The following is a 21,963-nucleotide window of genomic DNA, read 5'->3' on the forward strand; positions in this document are numbered from 1 at the left end:
CCACGGGCCCGGGCCGTTGACGCCCGAGTCTAGACCGCTTGTGTTGCGGGGCTCCTGTCGGTGTGTGACGCGTACACCGGGACCGACCTGTGGGTCCGTCGATTCTCAGCCGGTCCGCAGGGCGGCGAAGGAACGGCCGTGGGTCGTCCACAGTTCGGCGGCACTCCAGCCGGCGCGTTCCGCGTACCGCAGCAGGGCGGGGGTGCCGAGGCGGGCCCAGGGGAAGGGGGTGCCGGTGGTGCCGCGGGCGTCGGTGACATGGACCCGGACACGCTCGTCGAGGTCCGGTCCGGGCACCGTCTCGGCGATCAACAGGCCGCCGGGGGCGAGGAGTTGGGCCATCCGGGCGAGCAGGGTCGCAGGGTCGCCGCCGATGCCGACATTGCCGTCGATCAGCAGCGCGGTGCCCCAGCGGCCCTCGCCGGGGAGCGGTTCGAAGACGGAGCGACGCAGCGCCGGTCCCCCGAGCCGCTGGGTGCGGGCCACGGCCGCCGCGCTGACGTCGACGCCGAGCACCCGTCGCCCCTGCCGGCCGAGCTCCGCCACGAGCCGCCCCGGCCCGCACCCGACGTCGAGCACCACGCCCTCGCAGCGCCGCAGCACCTCCAGATCGGCGGCGTCGGCGTCCGCACACCAGCGCTCCACCTCCAGCGGCAGCAGCCAGCCGTCGGTCCGGCGCAGGAACAGCGGCCCATGGCCGGTGCGCAGGGCGTGGGAGTAGGGGTCGGCGGACCAGGTGCGGTCGGTCGTGGGGCGGGTGCCGGAGGGGCGGAGGCCGGTGCCGACCGGTGCCGCTGGACGAGTGCCGGAGTCCAGCGGGCCCGCCTGGCGGGCGATCAGCGCCGCCGTCAGCTCCCGCAGCCCGCTCATCGTTGCGCCGCCGGGGCCAGGGACGCCAGGGCCTTCGCGAAGCGTCCGCCCGGTGCCACCCCGGCGACCAGATCGGCGTCGTACGCCGTGTCGACGTCTCTCAGGCGCGGCAGGTCCCGCACCCGCAGATCCGCGAGCCGGGCCCGCTGTACGGCGCCGGTCCGCGCCGTCGACATCGGGACGCCCCGCAGGCGGGCCGGGTCGGGTTCGGCCAGGCCCAGCGCCCAGAAGCCGCCGTCCTCGGCGGGGCCGAAGCAGGCGTCGCACCCGGCCCAGTCCACCGTCAGCAGCTCCGGCGTCACCTGCGGGGTGTCCATGCCGATGAGCAGCGTCGGGCCGTCGCAGCCCGCGAACGCCTCGGCCAGCCGTTCGTCGAGGCCGCCCCCGCACTGCGGTACGACCTCGAAGCCGGCCGGCAGCCAGGGGCCCGGCGTCCCCTCCAGCACCAGCACCCGGCGCCGCGCGGGTGTCCGGGCCACGACGTCCAGCGTGTCCGCGAGGGACGCCTCGGCGAGCGTGGCCGCCTCCTCGGGCGTGAAGGGCGGCGTCAGTCTGGTCTTCACCCGGCCCGGCCGGGGCTCCTTGGCGATGACAAGAAGCGTGGTCACGGGCGGGTTCCCTTCCGCGCGGGGGTGACCGGCCGGGCACCCGGGCGACCGGCGAGCTCCGTACGAGGGGCGCCGCCCCCGCCCTCGGCCAGCACCCGGCTCATGTCGCGCACCGCCTGCCACGTCCCCCGCCAGGTGCCCGTCACCTTCGACGCGCCGGTGCGGGGCAGATACGGCACCTCGTACTCGGCGATGCGCCAGCCCGCGTCCGCGGCGCGGACGACCATCTGGAGCGGGTAGCCGCTGCGCCGGTCCGTCAGTTCGAGGGCGAGCAGGGGCTCGCGGCGGGCGGCGCGCAGCGGGCCGAGGTCGTGCAGGCGCAGACCGGTGCGGCGGCGGAGGAGGCGGGTGAGGGCGAGGTTGCCGGCTCGGGCGTGCGGCGGCCATGCGGCACGGGTGCCGGGTCGTCGCCGGCCCAGGACCAGGTCGGCCTCGCCCGCGGCGATCCGCCGGACGAAGGGCACCAGATCGCCGGGGTCGAGTGTGGCGTCGCAGTCGCAGAAGCAGACGATGTCGGCCGTCGCGGCGGTCAGTCCCGCGTGGCAGGCGGCGCCGAACCCGCGCCGCTCCTCATGGACGACGGTCGCCCCGAGCGCGGTTGCGACGGCGGCCGAACCGTCCGTGGAGCCGTTGTCCACCACGAGCGCCCGCCAGCCGGGCGGGATGCGTTCCAGCACCCAGGGCAGTGCCTCGGCCTCGTCGAGACAGGGAAGCACGACGTCGACGGACGCCGTGAACGGTGCGTTCGTATCTGCGGATGGGGTCGTCACGGCTTTCACCCTACGAACGAGGAACGGACATATCGGTCCATGGCTCCTTACGAAACACGGACGTCGGGAGCCGGCCGCCGCACACGCGCGCGCGGGGTGCGAGGCTGGCGGCATGGAGCAGCAGCAACAGCCGTACCCGCAGGCAGGTGCCCGGGTCCTGGTCGTCGACGACGACCCCACCGTCGCCGAGGTCGTCTCCGGTTACCTCGACCGCGCCGGCTACGTCGTGGACCGGGCCGGCGACGGCCCCGACGCCCTCGCCCGCGCCGCCGCGCACCGGCCGGACCTCGTCGTCCTGGACCTGATGCTGCCCGGCATGGACGGCCTGGAGGTGTGCCGGCGGATCCGCGGCGAGGCCCCCGTCCCGGTCATCATGCTCACCGCGCGCGGCGACGAGGACGACCGCATCCTCGGCCTGGAGGTCGGCGCCGACGACTACGTCACCAAGCCCTTCAGCCCGCGTGAACTCGTCCTGCGCGTCCAGTCGGTACTGCGCCGCACCCTCCCCGCTCGCGCGGGCGGCACTCCCGTGGCCCACCCGGCGGGCACGCTCCGCGCGGCCGGGCTCTCGGTCGACCCGGCGGCCCGCCGCGCCCTCAAGGACGATGCCGAACTCGCCCTCACCATCCGTGAGTTCGACCTCCTCGCCTTCTTCCTGCGCCACCCCGGGCGGGCCTTCAGCCGCGAAGACCTGATGCGTGAGGTGTGGGGCTGGGACTTCGGCGATCTGTCGACCGTGACGGTCCATGTCCGCCGCCTGCGCGGAAAGGTCGAGGACGACCCGGCCAGGCCGCGGCTGATCCAGACCGTGTGGGGCGTCGGCTACCGCTTCGACAGCGCCGGCCCCTCCCCCGACCCGGAGGCCTGACCGTGCGCGACACCCTCCTCATCGCCCTCTTCGCCTTCCTCGGCGCCGCCGCGGCGGGCGTACTCGGCGCGTGCGCGCTGCTGATGATCCGGCGCCGCTCACTGATCGCGCACCTCACCGTGGTCGCGGGCGTCGGTGTCACCGCCATGCTCGCGGGCACGCTCGCGGTCGCCCAGGCGATGTTCCTGTCCGGGCACGACCTGAGCGTCGTCACGACCGTCGTCGCCATGGCCGCCGTGGTCTCCCTGGCCACCGCCCTGCTGCTCGGCCGCTGGGTCGTCGCCCGCAGCCACGCCATCGCGCTCGCCGCCCGTTCCTTCGGTGACGGCGGCGGCTTCACCTCGCCCGACGGCCCCGCCACCGCCGAACTCTCGGCACTGAGCCGCGAGTTGGAGGCGACCAGCGTGAAACTCGCCGAGTCCCGCGAGCGCGAGCGGGCCCTGGAGACCTCCCGGCGCGAACTCGTCGCCTGGATCTCCCACGATCTGCGCACCCCACTGGCCGGCCTGCGCGCGATGGCGGAGGCCCTGGAGGACGGGGTGGCCGCCGACCCGGACCGCTACCTCAAGCAGATCCGTATGGAGGTCGAGCGCCTCAACGGCATGGTCGGCGACCTGTTCGAGCTCTCCCGCATACACGCCGGCACCCTCACGCTCTCGCTCGCCCGGATGTCCCTGTACGACCTCGTCGGCGACGCCCTCTCGGGAGCGGACGCGCTGGCCCGCGAGCACGGCGTCCGGCTGGTCGGCGAACGGGTCGAGGGGGTGCCGGTGGAGGTGGACGGCAGGGAGATGAGCCGCGTCCTGGGCAACCTGCTGGTCAACGCCATCCGGCGGACCCCGGCCGACGGCACGGTCGCCGTGGCCGCCGAACGCTCGCCCGACGGTGTGGTGCTGTCCGTGACCGACAGCTGCGGAGGCATTCCCGAGGAGGACCTCCCCCGCGTCTTCGACACCGGCTGGCGCGGTACGCACGCCCGTACACCCCCGGCGGGCGCCGGGCTCGGCCTCGCCATCGTGCGGGGCATCGTGGAGGCGCACCAGGGGCGGGCCACCGTACGCAACGTTCCCGGCGGCTGCCGCTTCGAGGTGGTGCTGCCCGCCGCCGCTTCCTGAACGCGGGCAGCACCACCGATCCCGGGCACACTACGCCGTTCGCATGCCGGCTTCGGCGAACTCCCGCATTCCCTCCTCGAAGCCGACCTCCGCCTTCCACCCCGACTCCGCCCGCAGCCGCGAGGAGTCGGCCGTGATGTGCCGTACGTCGCCGAGCCGGTACTCGCCGGTCACGACCGGCTCCGGGCCGCCGTACGCCGCCGCGAGCGCGTGGGCCATCTCGCCGACGGTGTGCAGGTCGCCGCTGCCGGTGTTGTACGCGGTGAGCGCGCCCTGCGCCACGACCGTCGAACTCGCCCCGAGCGCCGCCACGTTGGCGGCGGCCACGTCCCGTACATGGACGAAGTCCCGCCGCTGGCGCCCGTCCTCGAAGACCCGCGGCGCCTCACCCCGTGCCAGGGCCGAGCGGAAGAAGGAGGCGACGCCGGCGTAGGGGGTGTCGCGGGGCATGCCCGGCCCGTACACGTTGTGGTAGCGCAGCGACACCGCGGTGCCGCCGGTCGCACGCGCCCATGCCGCCGCGAGGTGTTCCTGGGCGAGCTTGGTCGTCGCGTAGACGTTGCGCGGATCGGCCGGGGCGTCCTCCGCGACCAGTCCGGGCGAGAGGTCGGCGCCGCACTGCGGGCAGGGCGGCTCGAACCGGCCCGCCTCCAGATCGGCGACGGCACGCGGGCCCGGCCGTACGACGCCGTGCCGCTCGCACCGGTAGCGCCCCTCCCCGTACACCACCATCGACCCGGCCAGCACCAGCCGCCGTACACCCGACTCCGCCATCGCGGTGAGCAGCACGGCCGTGCCGAGGTCGTTGCGGGAGACGTACTCCGCGGCATCGGAGAAACCGGCACCGAGTCCGACCATCGCGGCCTGGTGGCACACGGCGTCGACACCGGTCAGGGCCTGGCGGACGGCGGCGGCGTGCCGTACGTCCGACTCGGGGTCGGCGCGGATGTCGTACACGACGGGTTCGTGCCCGTGCGCGGCGAGCGCCTCGACGACATGGGATCCGATGAAGCCGGCACCGCCGGTGACCAGTACGCGCATGCGTTCACGCTAGGGCCGCGAGGGGGCGTTGAGGCCGCTCGCCGCCGGACACGTCATGGGTTCGTAAGGGCTCCGGCCACCAGCGGGATCGTCAGCGTGAACACGGTCGCCCCCGGCTCGCTCGTCAGGTCGATCCGGCCGCCGTGGGCCCGGACCAGCGACTGCGCGACCGCGAGCCCCAGTCCGCTGCCGCCCCGGTCCCGGCTGCGGGCCTTGTCGACGCGGTAGAAGCGGTCGAAGACGCGCTCCCGGTCGGCCGCCGGGATGCCGGGACCGGCGTCGGCGATCCGGACCTGGGCGGTGTCGTTGGCCACCGGCACCGCCACGGACACCGTGGTGCCGGCCGGGGTGTGCATCGCCGCGTTGGTCAGGAGGTTGTCGAGGACCTGGCGGATGCGCTGGGGGTCCAGGCGCAGCTTCAGGGAGCCGGGTCCGGGGGCCACCGTCAGGGGATGGTCGCCGTGCGTGACCCGGAACGCGTCCGCCGCCTGCTCGACCAGTTCGACCAGGTCCGCCTCCTGCGGGCGCAGAGGCGTCTCGACCTCGGCGGCGTCCAGCCGGGCGAGCAGCAGCAGGTCGTCCAGGAGGAACCCCATGCGCGCGGCCTCGGCGCGCAGGCGGGCCAGGTGCTTGTCGCGTTCCTCGGGGGCGTTGGCGGCGGCGTACTGGAAGAGGTCCGCGTACCCGCGGACCGACATCAGCGGCGTCCGCAGCTCGTGCGAGGCGTCCGCCACGAAGCGGCGCAGCCGCTGTTCCGCCTCCGCGCGCACCGCGAGGGAGTCGTCGATGTGCTCCAGCATCGTGTTGAACGCGGTGCGCAGCTCCTCCACCTCGGGCCCGCCGCCGCGCCCGTCGTGCCGTACCGGCAGGCGCCCCGAGTCGGTCAGGTCGTGCGAGGTGATGCCGCGGGCGGTGTGCGCCATCTCGCTGAGCGGCTTCAGGCCCCGCCGCAGCATCCCCCGACCCAGCACCACGAGGGCCAGCAGCGCGAGCCCGAAGGTGACGGCCTGGATGGTGACCAGCTGGCCGACGGTGTCCTCGATGTCGTCCATGGGCGCGGCGCTGACCAGCACCACACCGGGCTCGACCTCGCAGGCCCGCAGCCGGTACTCGCCCTTGTCCCTCAGGTGCTCGGTGCGCAGGACCTCGGTGTTCGCACCTGCCTGCTCCCGTGCCAGGGAGGTGAAGTGGTCGACGTCCGCCGGCAGGTCGGCGGGGTCCTCGGGCCTGCGCAGCACGGGCTTGCCGTCGGCCACGTCGTACACGGCGTAGTACCAGCTGTAGTACTTCTTGCCGGAGAGCGTGCCGTAGTCCGCGATGGATTTGGACTGGGCGACCTGGCCATGCGCCAGCTGTGTGTCGAGCTGGGCGGACAGATAGTCGCGCATGTACGTCGTCAGTGCGGTGCCGACGACCGCGAACACCACCAGCGACAGCACCCCGAGACCCAGCGCCAGCCGGGTCCCGAGCCGCATCCCGCGATACGCCCGACGCAGCCGCCCGGTCACTCGGCCGCCTGCCGGATCACGTACCCGAAGCCGCGCACGGTGTGGATCAAGGGGGCGCCGCTGTCGTCGAGCTTGCGGCGCAGCCTGCTGACGACCAGCTCGACGACGTTCGAGCGGCCGCCGAAGCCGTACTCCCAGACATGGTCGAGGATCTGCGCCTTGGTGAGCACGGTGGGCGACTTGCGCATCAGATAGCGCAGCACCTCGTACTCGGTCGGCGTAAGCGTGAGCAGTTTTTCGCCGCGGCGGACCTCTCGGGTGTCCTCGTCCATCGTCAGGTCGGAGACCCGCAGGACGGATCGCTGGAACGCGGGGCCCGCGCTGCGCCGCAGCACGGTGCGCAGGCGGGCCATCAGCTCCTCCACCGCGAACGGCTTGACGAGGTAGTCGTCACCGCCCCGGGTCAGCCCGGCCACCCGGTCGGCCACCCCGTCGCGGGCGGTGAGGAACACCACGGGCACCATCGCGCCGGCGGCACGCAGCCGGTCCAGGACGCCGAAGCCGTCCACATCGGGCAGCATCAGGTCCAGCACCACGATGTCCGGATGGAACTCGGCGGCCAGCCGCAGCGCCTCCTCGCCGGAGTTCGCGGTGACCGCCTCCCAGCCCTCGTAGCGGGCGACCGTCGCGACGAGGTCGGCGATGGGCGGGTCGTCGTCCACGACCAGCAGGCGTACTTTCTCCACCCGTTCATAGTGCGGCACCGGCGGCCGGTCCTCAGGGGCGGGTGCGCGGCCGCGACCACATCGATAATCAGCTGATAGAAGTACGACAGCTTTTCGACAGCTCCGGCCGGACAAGCTCGGTATCCACAGACGAGATCAAGGAGCTGTCACCGTGACGACCGTCCAATCGCCCCCTGCGCCCCCCACGGCGGTACGCCCCAGGGTGGTCGCCCGCACGGGCCTGTACGCCGTGCTGGCCGCGAACGTGGCCGTGGTGCTCTACTTCTTCTCCGCCGCCGGCTTCGCCTCGAACGCGCTCATCGTGATCGGCCGCCTCACCGGCCTGCTCGGCGCGCTGCTCATGGCCTTCCAGCTGCTGCTGGTGGCCCGGCTGCCCTGGCTCGACCGCCGGATCGGCATGGACCGGCTGACGTCCTGGCACCGCTGGACCGGCTTCAGCGTCCTGTGGGCCCTTCTCGCGCACGCCGTCTTCATCGTCTTCGGCTACGCCGAGTCGTCCTCCCTGGACCCGGTGAACCAGCTGATCGACCTCGCCGAGGCGGTCGAGGGCGTGCTGCGCGCCGTCGTCGCGCTGGGGATCATCATCGTGATCGGCGTGGTGTCGGCCCGGTTCGCGCGGCGCCGGCTGGCGTACGAGACGTGGCACTTCATCCATCTGTACACCTACGTCGCGGTGGTCCTGGCGTTCACCCACCAGGTCGCGGTCGGTACGTCCTTCACGTCGTCGTCCGCCGCCACGGCGTACTGGTACGGCGTGTGGGGTGTGGCCCTCGCCTCGGTGTTCGCCGGCCGTCTGGTCCTCCCGCTGTGGCGGAACTGGCGCCACCAGTTCCGTGTCTCGGCGGTGGTCCCCGAGTCCCACAACGTCGTCTCGATCTACATCACCGGCCGCGACCTGGACAAGCTGCCCGCGCGGGCCGGTCAGTTCTTCCTGTGGCGCTTCCTGACGAAGGACCGCTGGTGGCAGGCGAACCCGTTCTCCCTGTCGGCCGCGCCCGACGGCAGGCACCTGCGGCTGACCGCCAAGGCGGCCGGCGACGGCTCTGCGGCGCTGCGGCACCTCAAGGCCGGCACACGTGTCTTCGCCGAGGGCCCTTACGGCGCCTTCACCGCGCTGCACCGCACCCGGCCGGAGGCCGTGCTGATCGCCGGCGGCGTCGGAGTGACCCCGATCCGGGCACTGCTGGAGGAGCTGCACGGCCACGCCGTCGTGATCTACCGGGTCGCCACGGACCAGGACGCGGTCCTGTACGGCGAGCTGGTCGAACTCGCCCACGCCAAGGGCGCCGAGCTGCACCTGGTGACCGGCCCGGTCACGCCGGACAAGCTGGCCCCGGCCGAGCTGACGCGGCTGGTCCCGGACATCAACGACCGGGACGTCTTCCTGTGCGGGCCGCCGCCCATGATGAACGCGGTGATCGGCAGCCTGCGCGAGCTGGGCGTGCCCAAGGAGCAGGTCCACTTCGAGCGTTTCAGCCTGGCCGGCTGAGAAGGACAGGGAAGACATCGTGAAGCGAGCAATACCTGTCCTGGTCCTCAGCATCGCGGGCCTGATCCCGGTGTGGCGGTACGAGCCGTCCCTCGGCACGGAGACCGCCAGTCCCGCCCCGACACCGTCCGCGTCCTCCTCCGCCGCGTCGGGGTCGGACTCGGGCAGCACGGTCGTCAAGGGCTCGATCGTGCAGACGGACAAGGGTCCCGTGCAGGTCGAGGTGACCTTCGAGGGCACCAGGATCGCGTCGGTGAGGATGCTCCAGCAGCCGAACCACCCCCAGACGACGGCCGCCGTACCGAAGCTGATCGCGGAATCCCTGGAAGCCCAGAGCGCCGACATCGACACGGTCTCCGGCGCCACGATCACCAGCGACGGCTACAAGGAATCGCTCCAGGCCGCGATCGACGCGAGCGCGGAGTCGGCCGCTGCCTCGCCCTCGGCGTCCGCCGCCTCGGAAACGGTCGACGGCTCGACCGTGCAGACCGACAAGGGCCCTGTACAGGTGCAGGCGACCTTCGAGGGCGAGAAGATCGCGTCGGTGAAGATGCTCCAGCAGCCGAACCACCCTCAGACCACGGCGGCGGTCCCGCAGCTCATCGCGGAAACCCTGGAAGCCCAGAGCGCCGACATCGACACGGTGTCGGGCGCCACGATCACCAGCGACGGCTACAAGGAGTCCCTCCAGGCCGCGATCGACGCGAAGGGCTGATCATGCACCGAGTCGAACACGTCATGGGGTTCCCGGTCTCCCTGCGGGTCGACGACGAGCACGTGGGAGACGAGTCCGCGGACGTCGTGTTCGCGTGGCTGCGCGAGGTCGATGCCCGGTTCAGCCCGTTCAAGGCGGAGAGTGAGGTCTGCCGGCTGGACCGGGGGGAGATCGCGCGGGCGGACGTCAGCGCCCACCTCGACGAGGTGCTGGCGCTGTGCGAGGAGTACCGGGTCGCCACCGGCGGCGCCTTCGACGTACGGCTCCCCGGGCGTGGACTCGACCCGTGCGCGGTGGTGAAGGGCTGGTCGGTGCAGCGGGCGGCCGAGTTGCTGAGGGCGGCGGGCGCGAGCCGCTTCGTCCTCAACGCCGGTGGTGACGTGGTCGCCGCCGGCGGGCCCTGGCGGGTGGGGGTACGGCACCCCGAGCAGGCCGACAAGCTGTGCACAGTTGCCGAGCTGACCGACGGCGCGATCGCGACGTCCGCCCGCTACGAGCGCGGCGACCACATCATCGACGGCCGCACCGGGCGCCCGGCGACGGGTCTGCTGTCCCTGTCCGTCGTGGCGTCCTCCCTGACGCTGGCGGACACGGTGGCGACGGCCGCGTTCGCGATGGGCAGGGAGGGCGTCGAGTGGGCGGCCTCCCGGGAGGGCTGCGAGGTGTTCGCGGTGGACGCCGGGCAGGGAGTCCTGCGTACCGAAGGCTTTCCGGCGGTGTCCGCGGCGCCGGCTCGGGCGGCGTGACGGGTCAGACGCGGGGCAGATGGCGGCTCAAGAGGTCGCGCAGCCGCTCCGCGTCCTGCTCGGAGTGCAGCCCTCGCTTGGGCAGTACCCCCATGAGCAGGATGCCCGGGTCGCGGCCAAGCAGAGCCACGTGGTCGCGGGTCTCGCGGTAACCGCGAAAAGCGGACCAGCGCAGCACGAGGGTCGTGTGCACGGTGTCGATCGCGATCCCCGTCTCGCCCACGGACGTTCGGTGCTCACCCTGCCAGGAGACGGCGCGCAGCACCTGCTGGGCCTGGAGGTGCGGGATCGACCAGATCAGGGCGGCGCAGAAGACGGTGAGCACCCCTGACAGCACGGAGCTCTTCGGCGCGATCACCAGCAGCACGGCGGCGGCCCCGAACAGCCCCGTGAAGCCCCACCGGACCACATGCATGCGCTTGCGGCGCTCACGCACCAGGATGCCCGCGAGTATGTCGGCGCGGGTTGGTTGGTAGACCAGTTCGACCATGTCCTCGTTCCTCACGCCAATCCCTTCGGCAGTGTGACGGTCCCGTCGTACGTTCCCACAGTCCGCTCGGACAACTCCTGCTCGTACCGGATGCGTTGTCCGTCGTAGGGGATCAGGAAGGTGCACTTGAAGGTGTGAGTGGTGACGCGGTACGTGGCGGCGTCGAGGACGAGCGTCTCCTCGACACCCTCGACGGCGATCTCATTCTCGGGTGCACCGACCCCGGCTGTGCGCAACTGCCGCAGGGTCGGGGCGAGTTCGCGCAAGGCCTTCTGTACGACGTCCCTGTCCCGAACTCCGGTCAGTGGGGCGGTCGTCGTGCGGGTGCGCAGTTCGACTCGGCCGTCCGGCGTGGCCAGGGTGACCTCGTCGCCGTATCCACTGAACGCGTGGAGGGCGGCGAGGGGGTCCTCCACCCGGTCCGCGAACTCCGGGTCGGTGACGGGCCCGTGTTCCCAGGCGGCCGTGCCCTTCTTCACGTAGGCCGTCCCGTCGGCGACGTAGATCTCCTCGGGCTTGCTCACGCCCTTGCTGAGGGTGCTGCCGGTGGAGTGCAGTGCCCATGCGTCGCCCGTGGTCCTGCGCACGGTGGCCGTGTAGGTCGCGGCGTTCTCCTGGCCCCGCAGGACCAGCCCCTCGCGGCCCTTCACCGTGAACGTCCAGCCCTTGTGCCCTGCCATCGCCTCCTCGGCGCGGGCGAGGAACTCGGTGGTGGTGCGGGGCTGGGGGTCGGCGGGGGCGGCCTGACGGCTCGGGGTGGTGGGCTGTGCGGACCCCACGGGCTTCCCCTCGTCCGTGGAGCCCGCACAGCCGGTCAGCGCGGCGGCGAGCAGCACCGCCGGCACGGCAGATGTTCTTCTCACGCGACGACTCTCCTGGCCCGACCGTGCAGAGTCAGATAGAAGGTCTGGAGGGATTCTGCGGGTCCGCCGAGTTCGAAGCGGTTGCGGACCTTTCCGAGCGGGTTCCAGACCCGGCCGTCCGGCATCCGTACGCCGACCGCCTGCCCGAAGTAGTCGCGCTGGTCGGCGTCGAAGTCCACCCACACCGCGCCCGCGCGACGCACGAGCACCTCACCGACGTAGGCGCCGAGCCCGAACAGCGTGTCCCGTACCTGCTCGCGTCCGGTACCGCCCTTGCGCAACCCGTCGATCAGGAAGTCCACGACGCGCAGGCTGGCCACGGAGTAGTCCAGCGGCAACCGGTTGCGGGCGGTGACTCGGGCGACGAACTCCGCCGCACACGACCGCATGTTCCTGGTGCCCGTGCCACGTCCGCCCTCTGGGCTCATGGGACCCCCACCCCTTCGCTCGATCAGCCGGGAGACCTGCTTCCGGTACTCCCGGTCGATCAAGCGGATGCCGCCTCACGATCATCACGGGTCACGGGCGTGACGATGCGCACACAGGTAAGTCACAGCAGATGTACAACCTTTGGGGCGCTTCTTCGTCTGCGGCGACGGGACGTTTGGTTCACGCGCCGGGTTCGCGGTGACAGGATGTCTCTTCCAGCGGGGCCGGCTCCGTCGAGTACTCGGCCCCGCCTCTCCTGTCACTCCTCGTCGTCAGCGTACGACTCGTAGTGCGGCTGCCGCGAATAGCGCACCATGCTGAACGGTTTGAAGTCCCCATCCGTCAGCGCCCGGTGAATGAACTCCGCCGCACTCATCTCGTACCGGTGCCATTCCTCCGAAAAATCCGTCCGCGCGATGATCGGCCAGCTCTCCGGCGCACTGGCGTCGTCGGCCAGCCAGAAGTACTCATACCCTTCCGCAGCCGCACCCGCCCAGCGGATCAGGCCGCCACGCCCAGGCTGGAAGATTTGGTACGGCTCGTAGACGCTCTCGGAGTCGGGAAACCGCCCGATGGCCCGGTGCAATCTCTTCAGGGCGTCGATCACTTCGAGGTGATTTCCCCCCTTCGAAGAGTACAGGTAAAGAAAACCATTGAACTCGCCGCGCCCGAAAGCCTCGCACAACTCCTTGAAGTCGGCGGGCAGCGGGACACCCAGCTCAGCCTCGATCTCGGCCCACTCCACCTGCACATGCTCCGGCCGGCGGCCGACCGCGTTCAGAATCTGCTCGACCCACGACATTCGCGTACTTCTCCTGACTAGGGAAACAGAACAAGAGGCTCCGCCCCAAGCATATGACGAAGCTTGGGGCGGAGCCGGTTCAACGGCGCCTCGGTACCCGGACCCGGGCTACGGCACGTTGGGTATCTTGATCACCTTCGACTGGCCGGTGGTCAGGCTCGTCCAGCTGAGGGAAATACTGTCCGGAATCGGATTACTACCGGTGTAATTTGCATCCGCCTGGTAGTAGATCGTCTCTCCTCCCTTGACCCGTGCCGCGACTTCGTTTTCGAAGCTCGCCATAATTGGACTGTTGGCCTCGTTGTACAGGGTCACCAGATTGCGCAGGTCGGTACCGCTGCCACCGAGTTGCTTCCCGATGAGGTGACCACGCTGAACGTAGTCGAGGCCCTTCTTGTCGGCATTCTTCCGGCTGTAGTAGCCCTTCGGCACGCTCGACCAGTCGATCGGGAACTCCGTGCGCGTACCGAAGATCTTCGAGACGACCCCGGGGAACGCCTCGCTGCCGTCGTCCCTCTCGTAGTTGTAGTCACCGGGCGACAGGCAGGCACGCCCGCCCTGGGCACGGTTCTGGCTGTCCAGCGGCAGGTAGTAGACCGCGCTGCTCCCCTTGCTGCAGTTGTCCTGCCGCAGGGCGAAGTCGGCATACGGACGCCACTCCACATCCTTCTCCGGCGTGGTGAGCCGCCCCAGGTTGTAGTTGTAACTCTCGCCGATCTTCGACTCGCGGGATGCCGTCGACGACCCGTCGAGGTCGAAGCCGAGCGTGTCCAGGAAGACGTAGACCGCGGTGCCGATGCCCGACGCCTTGCCGACGAACCTCAACGCACCGGTCAGCTTGGACCCAGCCTTGGAAGCGGTGGAGTCAACCTCATTCGCCGCACTCTTGAGCCAGTCGCTCGCCGTGTCGGCCACGTCGCTGCAGATCCCGCAGTCGAAATGGCCGTCGATCTCGACGCTGCTGGTCGGGTTACCGCCGTTGAACGCGTAGCGGTTGCCGGTGAACGGGTCGGTGCCGAGGTTCATGTCGGCGAGCGCCCCGTTGTACATGTCCCGCGTGGTGAAGCGGTTCAGGCCCGGGCTGTAGTTGCGGAAGCCCATGTCGTACGTCTCGGACTGGGCGTCCCACCGCTTGGCGCTGTAGCGGTACGGGTTGTAGGCCTCCTTCGTCGGGTCGGCGGCATCGGGCTTGTCGATTCCGGTGAAGTCGTCCTTGTCGTCCGACCCATAGGCGGTGTACCCGTAAGTCGCCTTGGTGTTGCCATTGTTGTCGGTGAGCGTCTCGACGTCGGTGTGGCTGTTGTAGCCGTAGTAGCCGTCCTCGGTCGTGCCATCGCTGTTGTGCTTGATCTGCGACAACCGCTCGCCCCACGGGCTGTACTGGTACGACTTGGAAAGCTTGCCCGCGACCTCCTCACCGAGGACTTCGTTCGACAGACCGACGTAGGTGAAGTCGGTCGTCTTGCCGTCGGCCGTCTTCGATGTGGTGCGGTCCAGCGGATCGAAGGTGTACTTCGTCGACTTCAGCGCACCCGTGCCGTCAGCCTTCTGGGACTCGACGACATGGTCGAAGCCGTCGTACACACTCCGCTCGATCACGTTCCCGCCCGCGGTGACCGACTCGAGCCGGCCGAAGGGGTCGTACGTGTAGTTGGAGCTCTGGCCGCCCGCGGAAGCGGTGAGCAGCCGGTTGCGGTCGTAGTTGTAGGTGGTGGTGACTCCCTTGACCGTCTGGCTGATGACGTTCGCGTTGTCATCGTGGACGTAGGTGTCCGTCCCCGCGCCGTTGCCGGTCTTGACCGACTTGGTGAGCCGGTCCGCGGGGTCATAGGTGTAGTCCGTGGTGGAGTCGAGATACGCCGTGTGGTTGTCGGCGTTCATCTTCTTCGCCACGTCCTGCGCCTTGCTGCCGTTGGCGTCGTAGGCATAGGTATGGGAGGAGACGAGAGTGCCGTTCGGCTTCTTCTCCGCGCTGGTGTGGACGGCGCCGTCGAGGAGGTACCCGTAGTCGACCGTGTTGCCGTTGGCCTTGGTCTCCTTCAGTGTCTGGCCACGGTCGGTGTAGGTGTACGACGTCACCTTCGGCGCGGGGTCCGTGGACGTCTTCCCGACCGAGACGGTCTTGACCAGCTCACGTAGGTCGTAGGTGTACTTGGCGAACTGGTCGGTGTGACCGACGGTCTCCGTCTGGCCGTTGGCGTCGTAGGTGTAGGACGTGACCTTCTTGTCCTGGCCCGCGAGCGCCTCGGTCACCTTCGCGACCTGGTTGAGGCCGGTGTAGGTGACGGTGTAGGCATCGATCTTCGCACCGGACGACGTGTCGTCGATGGACGTCATGTTGCCGTTGACGTCGTAGGCGTACGCGAAGGAGCTCTTCTCGCTGTCCGTCTCGCCCGTGGTGTCCCGGACCAGTTTCACTGCGTCGGCGACCACCGCGCCGGTGCCGTTCTGGAACAGCTGGAGCTTGGATCCGTTGCCCTGCTTGAAGGAGTAGGAGCCCAGCGAGACCCAGGTGCCCTGGTTGGCGGTCGCGTTCTGGTCGATCGTCTTGTCGACTGTGCCGCCGTCGTGGGTCACCGTGTACTTCGCGGTCGTTGCGGCGCCCGTCACCTTCGGGAACTTCACGTACGCGGTGTACGTGCCGTCCTTGGGGATGTTGAGCGTCCAGGTGAAGGCGTCCGTGCCCGCGCCGACCGCGTGGGTAGCGTGGTCGTAGCCGTGCTGGCCGGTGACCGAGGCCTTCGTCCAAGTGCCCGTCGACGAGGTGTTCTGGGTGTCGGAGTTGTCCACCAGGACCACCGACTTGCCGACCGGCACACCGTCGTCCGACTTCGACCTCAGCTTGCCGTCGGGGTAGTAGGCCCAGCTCATGGTGCGGTCCGAGGACCCGCCGGCCGAAGTCAGCGTCCGCTTCACCTGCTGGCCGACGTTGTTGTACTCGAACGTGGTGACGATGTCCCACGGGTCTGTGGAGGACTTGACCCAGCCGTTGTCGAAGTGCGTGAAGGTGGTGTCGTTGCGGACCGTCTCTCCTTCGGACGGCGGCAGCGAGCTCTTCACCACGCGGCCGACCGCGTCGTAGGTGGTCTCCGAGTAGACGTTCGCCTTGTTGTACCGGGCGTCCAACGGGTCGTAGGGCTGGTATTGCCGCTTGGGACGGTTGAGTTCGTCGTACTCGGTGCGCACCGCGAAGTCATCGGGGTTGGCGGTTGCCGTACCACGCGGTGTGATGACCCTGGTGGTGTTGCCCACCTGGTCGTACTCGAAGCGAGTGGTGCGGAAGGTGGTGCCCTTGTGCGGCACCTTGACCTCGGTCTGCTTGCCCCGCTCGTCGTACGTGATGGTGGTGGTGTTGTTCTCCTTGTCGGTCTTGGTGACGACCAGGCCGTCCTTGTCGTAGGACTGCTTGGTGATCTTGCCCGCCGCGTCGGTGATCTGGGTGACCCGGTGGTTCAGGTCGTACAGCGACGAAGAGGTGAGGTCGCTCGGGTCGGCGGTGGCGTTCTTCTTCGGGTCGACGACCTTGTTGACGTTGCCGACGTCGTCGTAGCCGTAGGAGATCTTGTCTCCGGCCGCGTTCTGAACCGACGTCAGCTGGTAGATCTCGTCATAGAGGTTCGTCGTCATGTAGTCGATGGCGTCCGCCGTCGTCAGCGAGCCCTTGGGCTCCGTCGACGTCTTCAGGTTTCCGACCTTGTCATAGGTGTACGTGGACGTTCGCGGGTCGGTGCTGTTGTTCGCCGGCGCGGTTGCCGACACCATCTGGTCCGCTTCGTCGTACACCGCCGTGGAGACGGCCCCCGTGGGCGATGTCGCCCTGGTGACGTTGTCGTTGGCGTCGTACTGCGGCTCCGGCGTGGTGATCAGCTCACCCTTCGCCTGGTCCTTCGGCACCGTGGAGACCTTCGGACGCCCGAACGTGTCGTACGTCTGCGTGGTCACCTTCTGGTTGGCGTCGGTGACCTTGAGGACCTGACCACGCGCGTCGTACTCGTACTTCATCGGGTTGTCGAGCGCGTCGGTGATCGTGGCCGGATAACCGGTCGGCCCGAAGCCAGTGTTGACCGCCGAGTGGCCGTTGGCGTCGGTGGCCTTGGTCAGCTGGCCGTAGGAGTCGTACTCGTACGAGGTCGTGTAGTCACCGGCCGTCGCGGTGGCGACGCCCTTGGGGTCGGTGACCGTCTTCAGGTTGCCGAAGGAGTCATAGGTGAACTGCCACCTGCGCCCTTCCTGCGAGGTCTTGGCGAACAAGTCGGCCGAGTAGCCGTCCATACGGGTCTGGTAGTCGTACTTGACCGTGTTCGTCGGGTACGTGCCCGGAGCACACTCCGACGGGGCCGGCACACCTGCCTTGTTGTTCTCCGCGTCCCGCATCCACAGCGGGTATCCGGTCTTCTGGTCGAAGCAGTAGGCGGTCTTGGCGCCGTTGTTCTCCTCCAGGTACGTGACGTTGTTGTCCGCGTCCCAGCTCATCTTCGTCGTCTGGGACTTGGCGTTGGTGGTCTGCACCGAGCGCCCGAAGTCGTCGGTCACGTACGTCGTGGCGTGTGTCTCGGCGTCGGTCACCCTGGTGTCGGTGAACTTCGTGTTCGTGGCGTTCACTGCGTAGGTGAAGCCCGTGTCGTCGCCCAGCCGGTCGGTGATCGTCTTGGTCCACCAGTGGTACTTCGGGTCGTCGCCGGTCTGCGGGGCGTGGTACGCCAGCTTGGTGGCGTTGCCGCGCGGGTCCGCGACCTCGACCAGCTTGACGTTCTTGTTCCCCTGAGTGGCGTCATAGGTCAGCTTGAAGACCTTCGGCTGCGAGCTGCCCACACCGTCGGTGAACTGACCGAGCAGTCCCTTGGTGGTGTAGTAGAACTCGACCTTGCGACCGGAGACGTCGGTGACGGACTTGATGTGGTCGTAGATCTTCGAATTGTTCAGGTTGCCGGTGTCCGTGGTCAGGACGCCCGAGTCGTTCATGTACTGGTAGCCGTTCTGGCCCTTCTCCCAGTAGGTGACGATCAGGCTCTGACGGCCCGCCGGGTCGGTGATGTACTTGAGGAACTTCGTCGGCTTGTTGTTGGACTTGCGCTCCTCGTACGTGTACGTCTGCGTGTTGCCGTTCCTGTCGACGACCGACGTCAGATAGCCGTCGCAGCCGAACAGGAACCGCGTGCCGTCCGGACGCGTCATTGTCCAGGCGTCCGGCACCGGGTCCTTGGCGGGCGTGCAGTCAAGGCCAGCCTTGGCAGCCAGCTTGAAGTGGACACCCGCGGGAGCCTTCCACGCGCTGTTGGCGGCGTCCCAGCGGAAGACGTGCGTGGTGCCGTCACCGTCCGGCAGCCGGATCTCGGTGGGGTTGGGCTTGGGATGGAACTCCAACGGCGCACCCAGCCGGATCGGGCCTGCGGCCTGCATCGACCACCCGTGACCCGACACGGTGTCGGACGTGTCCAGCGAGTTGTAGGCGACACGGAAGAACGTGTTGAGACCGCGCCCCGGATTGTTGAACGCGTTGTACGACCACACCGTGTTGCCTGAAGCGAGGTTGTTCATCAACGTCGCCCCGGCACCAGTGTTCTTGCCGGTGTAGGAGTAGAACTTCTCCAGACCGAGGGCGTTGGACGTCGGGTCCTCCACCGCCACGTTCTGCTTCAGCGACGGGATCCCGCCGGTGCCGGCGGAGAGCCAGCTGCCGTCGGAGACCTTCTTGATGTCCCAGCCGAGCACGTACTCGGTGCGCTTGCTGCCCGAGTCGGAGTTGATCGGCGTCTTCACCTGCGCCTGGATCGTCGCCGACGAGCCGGGCGACAGCGCCGGGATCGCCGTCGACAGCTGGTTGCCGCCGGTCGTCACGTCCGTGCCGTCCGGGAGCTTCCAGGTGTACGACAGCTGCCGCTCGCCGCTCGCCCAGGCGGCGCTCGTCGTGTTGGTGACCGTGAAGTCCACCGTGTACGTCGAGTTCGGGGTCATCCGGGCCGGGGTCTGCGGCGCGTAGTACGTGTCCTCGGTCGTCGAGTCGACGTAGATCACGCGCAGTAGCGGGCCGAGTTGCTGGTCGGAGGTCTCCGAGGACAGGAACACCGTCCTCTCCTGTGGGCCGGTGGACGTCTCGTCCTTGAGCTTGACCATCGCGCCCTTGTTGGACGTCGGGGTCTTCACCCAGCCCTGGGTCAGCGACGTGGCGTCCCACCAATGACGGCCCACCTCCGACACGCTCGCGACCGTGTCGGAGACCGTGGCGGAGAAGTCGCCGCCCGCCGCCGTCCACGCCGTACCGGTGGCGGCGCTGTTCCAGGTGGCCTGCGTTTCGTTGAAGTCCCTTGTCAGGCCGTGGAGTTCGTAGATCGCACCGTTGGTGTCGGTGGTGGTCTCCGCGCCCCACATGAACAGCCGCGATTCCAGGACGGTGGCGGTGGTGGGAAGGTCACTCGTCGGGAACTTCATCACCGAGCGGGTCTTGCCGTAGGTGGGCGAGTTGTTGCCCACCGTCAGCCAGTTCTGGCCGGCGCCCGCCGAGTCGATGGTGTCCTGGTTGGTGGTCGGGGTCGCGGACGACAGCGTGGTGTCCGTGGTGCCGGCCGCGGTGCCCTGGATCAGCTTCATCGTGCGGCCCGCCTTCGGCACGCCGACGATGCGGGTGGGTGAGCCGAGCAGTTGGCCGTCGGCCGTCTTCACCGCGATCTGGTAGTAGTACGACCGCCCGATCTCCACCGAGGAGGAGTCCGGGGTCGGGGTCGCGGTGGTGTCGGTGTACGTCGTCGCCGTCTTGTCGATCGGCGCGATCAGCGTGGCCGCGGACGGCGTGAACGCCTGCTGCGTGGAGCGGTGCAGCTGGTACTCGGCGATGTTCAGGTCCGCATCGCCGGTGGTGTTCGAGTATGCCTTCCAGGACAGCTCCGGGCCCGTGCCATGGATCACCGTCGGCGAGTTCAGCGTCGTGCCGACCTTGCCGTACGTCACCGTCAGCCGCGGGATCGTGGCGGTCTCGCCGCCGTAGTCACCGTCACCGGACTCGTAGCGCGGTCCGCCGAGGGGGTTGGCCGCCTCGTCGGTCGCCTTCAGCACGAAGCCATGGTTGGTGGCGGTGCCGTCGACCCACTTCTGCACCGTGTCGCCGACCGGGAAGCTGTGCCAGCGGTTGTACTGACCGGCCGACTTGGTGATCCTCGCCGGGTCGACCAGCCGCACCGCGTCCGCGATCAGCGCCTGGCTGGCCGGCACCGAGGTGTCCTTGAGCTCGACCTTGTAGGCGCCGCCCTTGTTGAAGCTCAGCTCGTTGGTGTCGCCGCCGAGGGAGGTCCACACACCGCCGGTGCCGGACGTCTGGTTGACGTTGTACGTGCTGGTGGCGCCGCCTGCCGCGGTCACCGTGTAGGGGGCGGCGACGGCTCGGTTGGCGCCCTGCACATAGTGCGCGTCCACCCGGTAGGAGGCCGTCTCCGGCACCCGCACCGGCCAGGTGAACTTGTCGCCGGTGATCGAGTCGAGGTTGAAGCGGAACGTGTCCCCGACCGCGTTGGTCGTCGGCGCCGAGGTGGACCACGTCCCGACCGCCGCCGTACCCGCGTCCCCGTCGTCGACCTGGACCGTCGTCGACGACTGCTCACCCACCAGGTCGCTGGTGCCGGCCCAGGTCGCGGTCGTCTCGTCCCACGCCTTCGTGGCCCGGTACACACCGATCTGCGTGTTCGTGGTGGCGGTGGTGTGCGCCTGGTCGTAGTACATCTCCAGCCGCGCCGAGTCGATCTTCGTGCCCGACGGGATCTCGTCCAGCGGGAACTTGATCAGCGAGCGGGAGTTCGCCGTGGTGGAGGTGCGGCCGGCCGACAGCTTCCAGGTGGTGTTGAAGTTGGTCGACGGCTGGTCCGACAGGACCATGGTGTCCTGGGACTGCGACGGTGAGGGCGCGATGGTGATCGTCGGATCGATGACGACCGGGTACTGGCGGTCCTTCGAGGCCAGCCACTTCGCGTCCGGAGTGACCGTCAGCTTCCAGGACTTGCCGTCCCGGGTGAGCTTCTGCGTGACCTTGGTGCTGTAGGTCTGGCCGAAGACGGAGGCGTCCGCCTTCTTCGCGTCCGTCATGTACGGCGCGGGGATCACCATGACCGGCGTGTTCGGCAGCTCGCCGTACAGCGCGATCGAGCCGTCCTTGCGGACCTTCGGTATCAGTCCGTCGGTGTCCAGCGTGAAGGTGAACTTCAGCGGGCCGTCCGGGCGTTCGGCGAGGGTGATGTTCTCCTTCACCCGGCCCGGACCCACGACGTACTGCAGGTCGGCGCCGTGCACCGCGTCCTTGTACGTGACCGTGGAGCCCTTGGCCGACGGTCTCAGCGTGCGATCAGCGCCCTCGACGCCGAGGGTGACCGACCGGCCGTCCGGTGACTGGAAGCGCACCAGCCGGTCGGCCTCCGCACCGAACCAGCTCCGGCCCTCATTCGTCATGTTGGCGAAGTCGAAACCCTTCGCCTGCGACGCGCGGACCGTCGTATCGACCGGCTTCCAGGACGCCTTCCTGCCCGACCCCGAGCGGTAGGACGTCGGCACCGCCGACAATTCCGCCTCGACGCGACCGTCCGACAGCTGCCAGAACCGCGCGTTTGCCGTTCGTTTACCCGCGAGCTCTCTGACCCGCTTCGCCTTCGGGTCGTCCTTGGCCCAGGAAACCTTCTCCCGATCCGCTATTCCCAATTCGTCATGGGACGGCGGCTCGTCCAGTCCGCCGCCGCCCTCGTCGTCATCCGCGAACCAGCCCTTGACGGTGTCGAAAATCCCCTTGTCGTCACCGTCATCAGCGGGCGCCGCATACGCGACCTGGGGCAACGCGGTGCTCGTCACCGCGGCTACCACCAGGCACGCCATCAGCCTGCCCAGTCTGGGTTTCACGCCAAACCTTTCCTCGTGCGCCATGGCATAAACATGCCGCCAGAATTCATCCCACCCACGGAAAGCGAGGCCATGGGCAGGGGCGCCGGGTT

Annotated in this window: 16 protein-coding genes; 5 read left to right on the forward strand and 11 right to left on the reverse strand. The window is 69.3% G+C overall.

Going from position 1 to position 21,963, the window contains the following annotated elements; all coding sequences use genetic code 11:
• Positions 1-105: 105 nt before the first annotated feature.
• Genes ACFQ6S_RS14945 through ACFQ6S_RS14955 form a run of 3 tightly spaced genes read right to left on the reverse strand, consistent with a single transcriptional unit; the run spans position 106 to position 2,257 of the window.
• Positions 106-870, reverse strand: a complete 765-nt coding sequence (locus ACFQ6S_RS14945) for a class I SAM-dependent methyltransferase (protein ID WP_383408333.1) — start codon at positions 868-870, stop codon at positions 106-108.
• Positions 867-1,478, reverse strand: a complete 612-nt coding sequence (locus ACFQ6S_RS14950; protein ID WP_383408336.1) for a DUF2064 domain-containing protein — start codon at positions 1,476-1,478, stop codon at positions 867-869. Before ACFQ6S_RS14950 ends, ACFQ6S_RS14945 begins: the two co-directional genes overlap by 4 nt.
• Positions 1,475-2,257: a glycosyltransferase family 2 protein gene (locus ACFQ6S_RS14955; RefSeq protein ID WP_383408339.1), complete on the reverse strand. Its 783-nt coding sequence runs from the start codon at positions 2,255-2,257 to the stop codon at positions 1,475-1,477. Before ACFQ6S_RS14955 ends, ACFQ6S_RS14950 begins: the two co-directional genes overlap by 4 nt.
• A 103-nt stretch (positions 2,258-2,360) precedes the next feature.
• On the opposite strand from ACFQ6S_RS14955, the gene ACFQ6S_RS14960 reads away from it, so the two are divergent.
• Both ACFQ6S_RS14960 and ACFQ6S_RS14965 read left to right on the forward strand, forming a co-directional pair.
• Positions 2,361-3,116: a response regulator gene (locus ACFQ6S_RS14960; RefSeq protein ID WP_383408342.1), complete on the forward strand. Its 756-nt coding sequence runs from the start codon at positions 2,361-2,363 to the stop codon at positions 3,114-3,116.
• Between the two features lie 2 nt (positions 3,117-3,118).
• The gene (locus ACFQ6S_RS14965) at positions 3,119-4,231 is read left to right on the forward strand and encodes a sensor histidine kinase (RefSeq protein ID WP_383408344.1); all 1,113 of its coding nucleotides are present in this window, start codon (positions 3,119-3,121) and stop codon (positions 4,229-4,231) included.
• A 30-nt stretch (positions 4,232-4,261) separates the two neighbouring features.
• Here the strand turns inward: ACFQ6S_RS14965 and ACFQ6S_RS14970 are convergent, their stop codons facing one another.
• Genes ACFQ6S_RS14970 through ACFQ6S_RS14980 form a run of 3 tightly spaced genes read right to left on the reverse strand, consistent with a single transcriptional unit; the run spans position 4,262 to position 7,466 of the window.
• Positions 4,262-5,272: an NAD-dependent epimerase/dehydratase family protein gene (locus ACFQ6S_RS14970; protein WP_383408347.1), complete on the reverse strand. Its 1,011-nt coding sequence runs from the start codon at positions 5,270-5,272 to the stop codon at positions 4,262-4,264.
• 53 nt (positions 5,273-5,325) lie between these two features.
• Positions 5,326-6,780 (reverse strand): ATP-binding protein, encoded by a 1,455-nt coding sequence (locus tag ACFQ6S_RS14975; RefSeq protein ID WP_383408350.1) that lies wholly within the window; start codon positions 6,778-6,780, stop codon positions 5,326-5,328.
• Complete coding sequence (locus tag ACFQ6S_RS14980; RefSeq protein ID WP_383408353.1) at positions 6,777-7,466, reverse strand: response regulator transcription factor; 690 nt, start codon at positions 7,464-7,466, stop codon at positions 6,777-6,779. The genes ACFQ6S_RS14975 and ACFQ6S_RS14980 overlap by 4 nt, the downstream gene beginning before the upstream one ends.
• 151 nt (positions 7,467-7,617) lie before the next feature.
• Here ACFQ6S_RS14980 and ACFQ6S_RS14985 point away from each other — a divergent pair, with 151 nt between their 5' ends.
• Genes ACFQ6S_RS14985 through ACFQ6S_RS14995 form a run of 3 tightly spaced genes read left to right on the forward strand, consistent with a single transcriptional unit; the run spans position 7,618 to position 10,416 of the window.
• Positions 7,618-8,955, forward strand: a complete 1,338-nt coding sequence (locus tag ACFQ6S_RS14985; protein ID WP_383408356.1) for a ferric reductase-like transmembrane domain-containing protein — start codon at positions 7,618-7,620, stop codon at positions 8,953-8,955.
• A gap of 19 nt (positions 8,956-8,974) precedes the next feature.
• Positions 8,975-9,670 carry an FMN-binding protein gene (locus tag ACFQ6S_RS14990; RefSeq protein WP_383408358.1) on the forward strand — a complete coding sequence of 232 codons (696 nt, stop codon included), beginning with the start codon at positions 8,975-8,977 and terminating at the stop codon, positions 9,668-9,670.
• A gap of 2 nt (positions 9,671-9,672) precedes the next feature.
• The gene (locus ACFQ6S_RS14995) at positions 9,673-10,416 is read left to right on the forward strand and encodes an FAD:protein FMN transferase (RefSeq protein WP_383408361.1); all 744 of its coding nucleotides are present in this window, start codon (positions 9,673-9,675) and stop codon (positions 10,414-10,416) included.
• A gap of 4 nt (positions 10,417-10,420) precedes the next feature.
• On the opposite strand, the gene ACFQ6S_RS15000 is transcribed toward ACFQ6S_RS14995, so the two are convergent.
• The 5 genes from ACFQ6S_RS15000 to ACFQ6S_RS15020 all read right to left on the reverse strand — a co-directional run bounded on the left by ACFQ6S_RS15000 (position 10,421) and on the right by ACFQ6S_RS15020 (position 21,847).
• Positions 10,421-10,921: a YcxB family protein gene (locus tag ACFQ6S_RS15000; protein WP_383408363.1), complete on the reverse strand. Its 501-nt coding sequence runs from the start codon at positions 10,919-10,921 to the stop codon at positions 10,421-10,423.
• The gene (locus ACFQ6S_RS15005; protein WP_383408365.1) at positions 10,918-11,769 is read right to left on the reverse strand and encodes a hypothetical protein; all 852 of its coding nucleotides are present in this window, start codon (positions 11,767-11,769) and stop codon (positions 10,918-10,920) included. The genes ACFQ6S_RS15000 and ACFQ6S_RS15005 overlap by 4 nt, the downstream gene beginning before the upstream one ends.
• On the reverse strand, positions 11,766-12,197 hold the full coding sequence (locus tag ACFQ6S_RS15010; RefSeq protein WP_383408368.1) for a hypothetical protein: 432 nt from the start codon (positions 12,195-12,197) through the stop codon (positions 11,766-11,768). Before ACFQ6S_RS15010 ends, ACFQ6S_RS15005 begins: the two co-directional genes overlap by 4 nt.
• Before the next feature lie 260 nt (positions 12,198-12,457).
• Positions 12,458-13,000, reverse strand: coding sequence for an SMI1/KNR4 family protein (locus ACFQ6S_RS15015; protein WP_383408371.1), 543 nt, complete (start codon positions 12,998-13,000; stop codon positions 12,458-12,460).
• A 108-nt stretch (positions 13,001-13,108) separates the two neighbouring features.
• Positions 13,109-21,847, reverse strand: a complete 8,739-nt coding sequence (locus tag ACFQ6S_RS15020; RefSeq protein ID WP_383409271.1) for a DNRLRE domain-containing protein — start codon at positions 21,845-21,847, stop codon at positions 13,109-13,111.
• Positions 21,848-21,963 lie beyond the last annotated feature (116 nt).

Origin of the sequence: Streptomyces sp. NPDC056479 (assembly GCF_042795335.1) — a bacterium.
Classification (GTDB): domain Bacteria; phylum Actinomycetota; class Actinomycetes; order Streptomycetales; family Streptomycetaceae; genus Streptomyces.

What these genes read in the sequence shown, in the direction of transcription:
- ACFQ6S_RS14945 (WP_383408333.1), bottom strand. Translation starts at nt 870, where the DNA reads ATGAGCGGGCTGCGGGAGCTGACGGCGGCGCTGATCGCCCGCCAGGCG.
- ACFQ6S_RS14960 (WP_383408342.1), top strand. Translation starts at nt 2,361, where the DNA reads ATGGAGCAGCAGCAACAGCCGTACCCGCAGGCAGGTGCCCGGGTCCTG.
- ACFQ6S_RS14970 (WP_383408347.1), bottom strand. Translation starts at nt 5,272, where the DNA reads ATGCGCGTACTGGTCACCGGCGGTGCCGGCTTCATCGGATCCCATGTC.
- ACFQ6S_RS14995 (WP_383408361.1), top strand. Translation starts at nt 9,673, where the DNA reads ATGCACCGAGTCGAACACGTCATGGGGTTCCCGGTCTCCCTGCGGGTC.
- ACFQ6S_RS15010 (WP_383408368.1), bottom strand. Translation starts at nt 12,197, where the DNA reads ATGAGCCCAGAGGGCGGACGTGGCACGGGCACCAGGAACATGCGGTCG.
- ACFQ6S_RS15015 (WP_383408371.1), bottom strand. Translation starts at nt 13,000, where the DNA reads ATGTCGTGGGTCGAGCAGATTCTGAACGCGGTCGGCCGCCGGCCGGAG.
- ACFQ6S_RS15020 (WP_383409271.1), bottom strand. Translation starts at nt 21,847, where the DNA reads ATGGCGTGCCTGGTGGTAGCCGCGGTGACGAGCACCGCGTTGCCCCAG.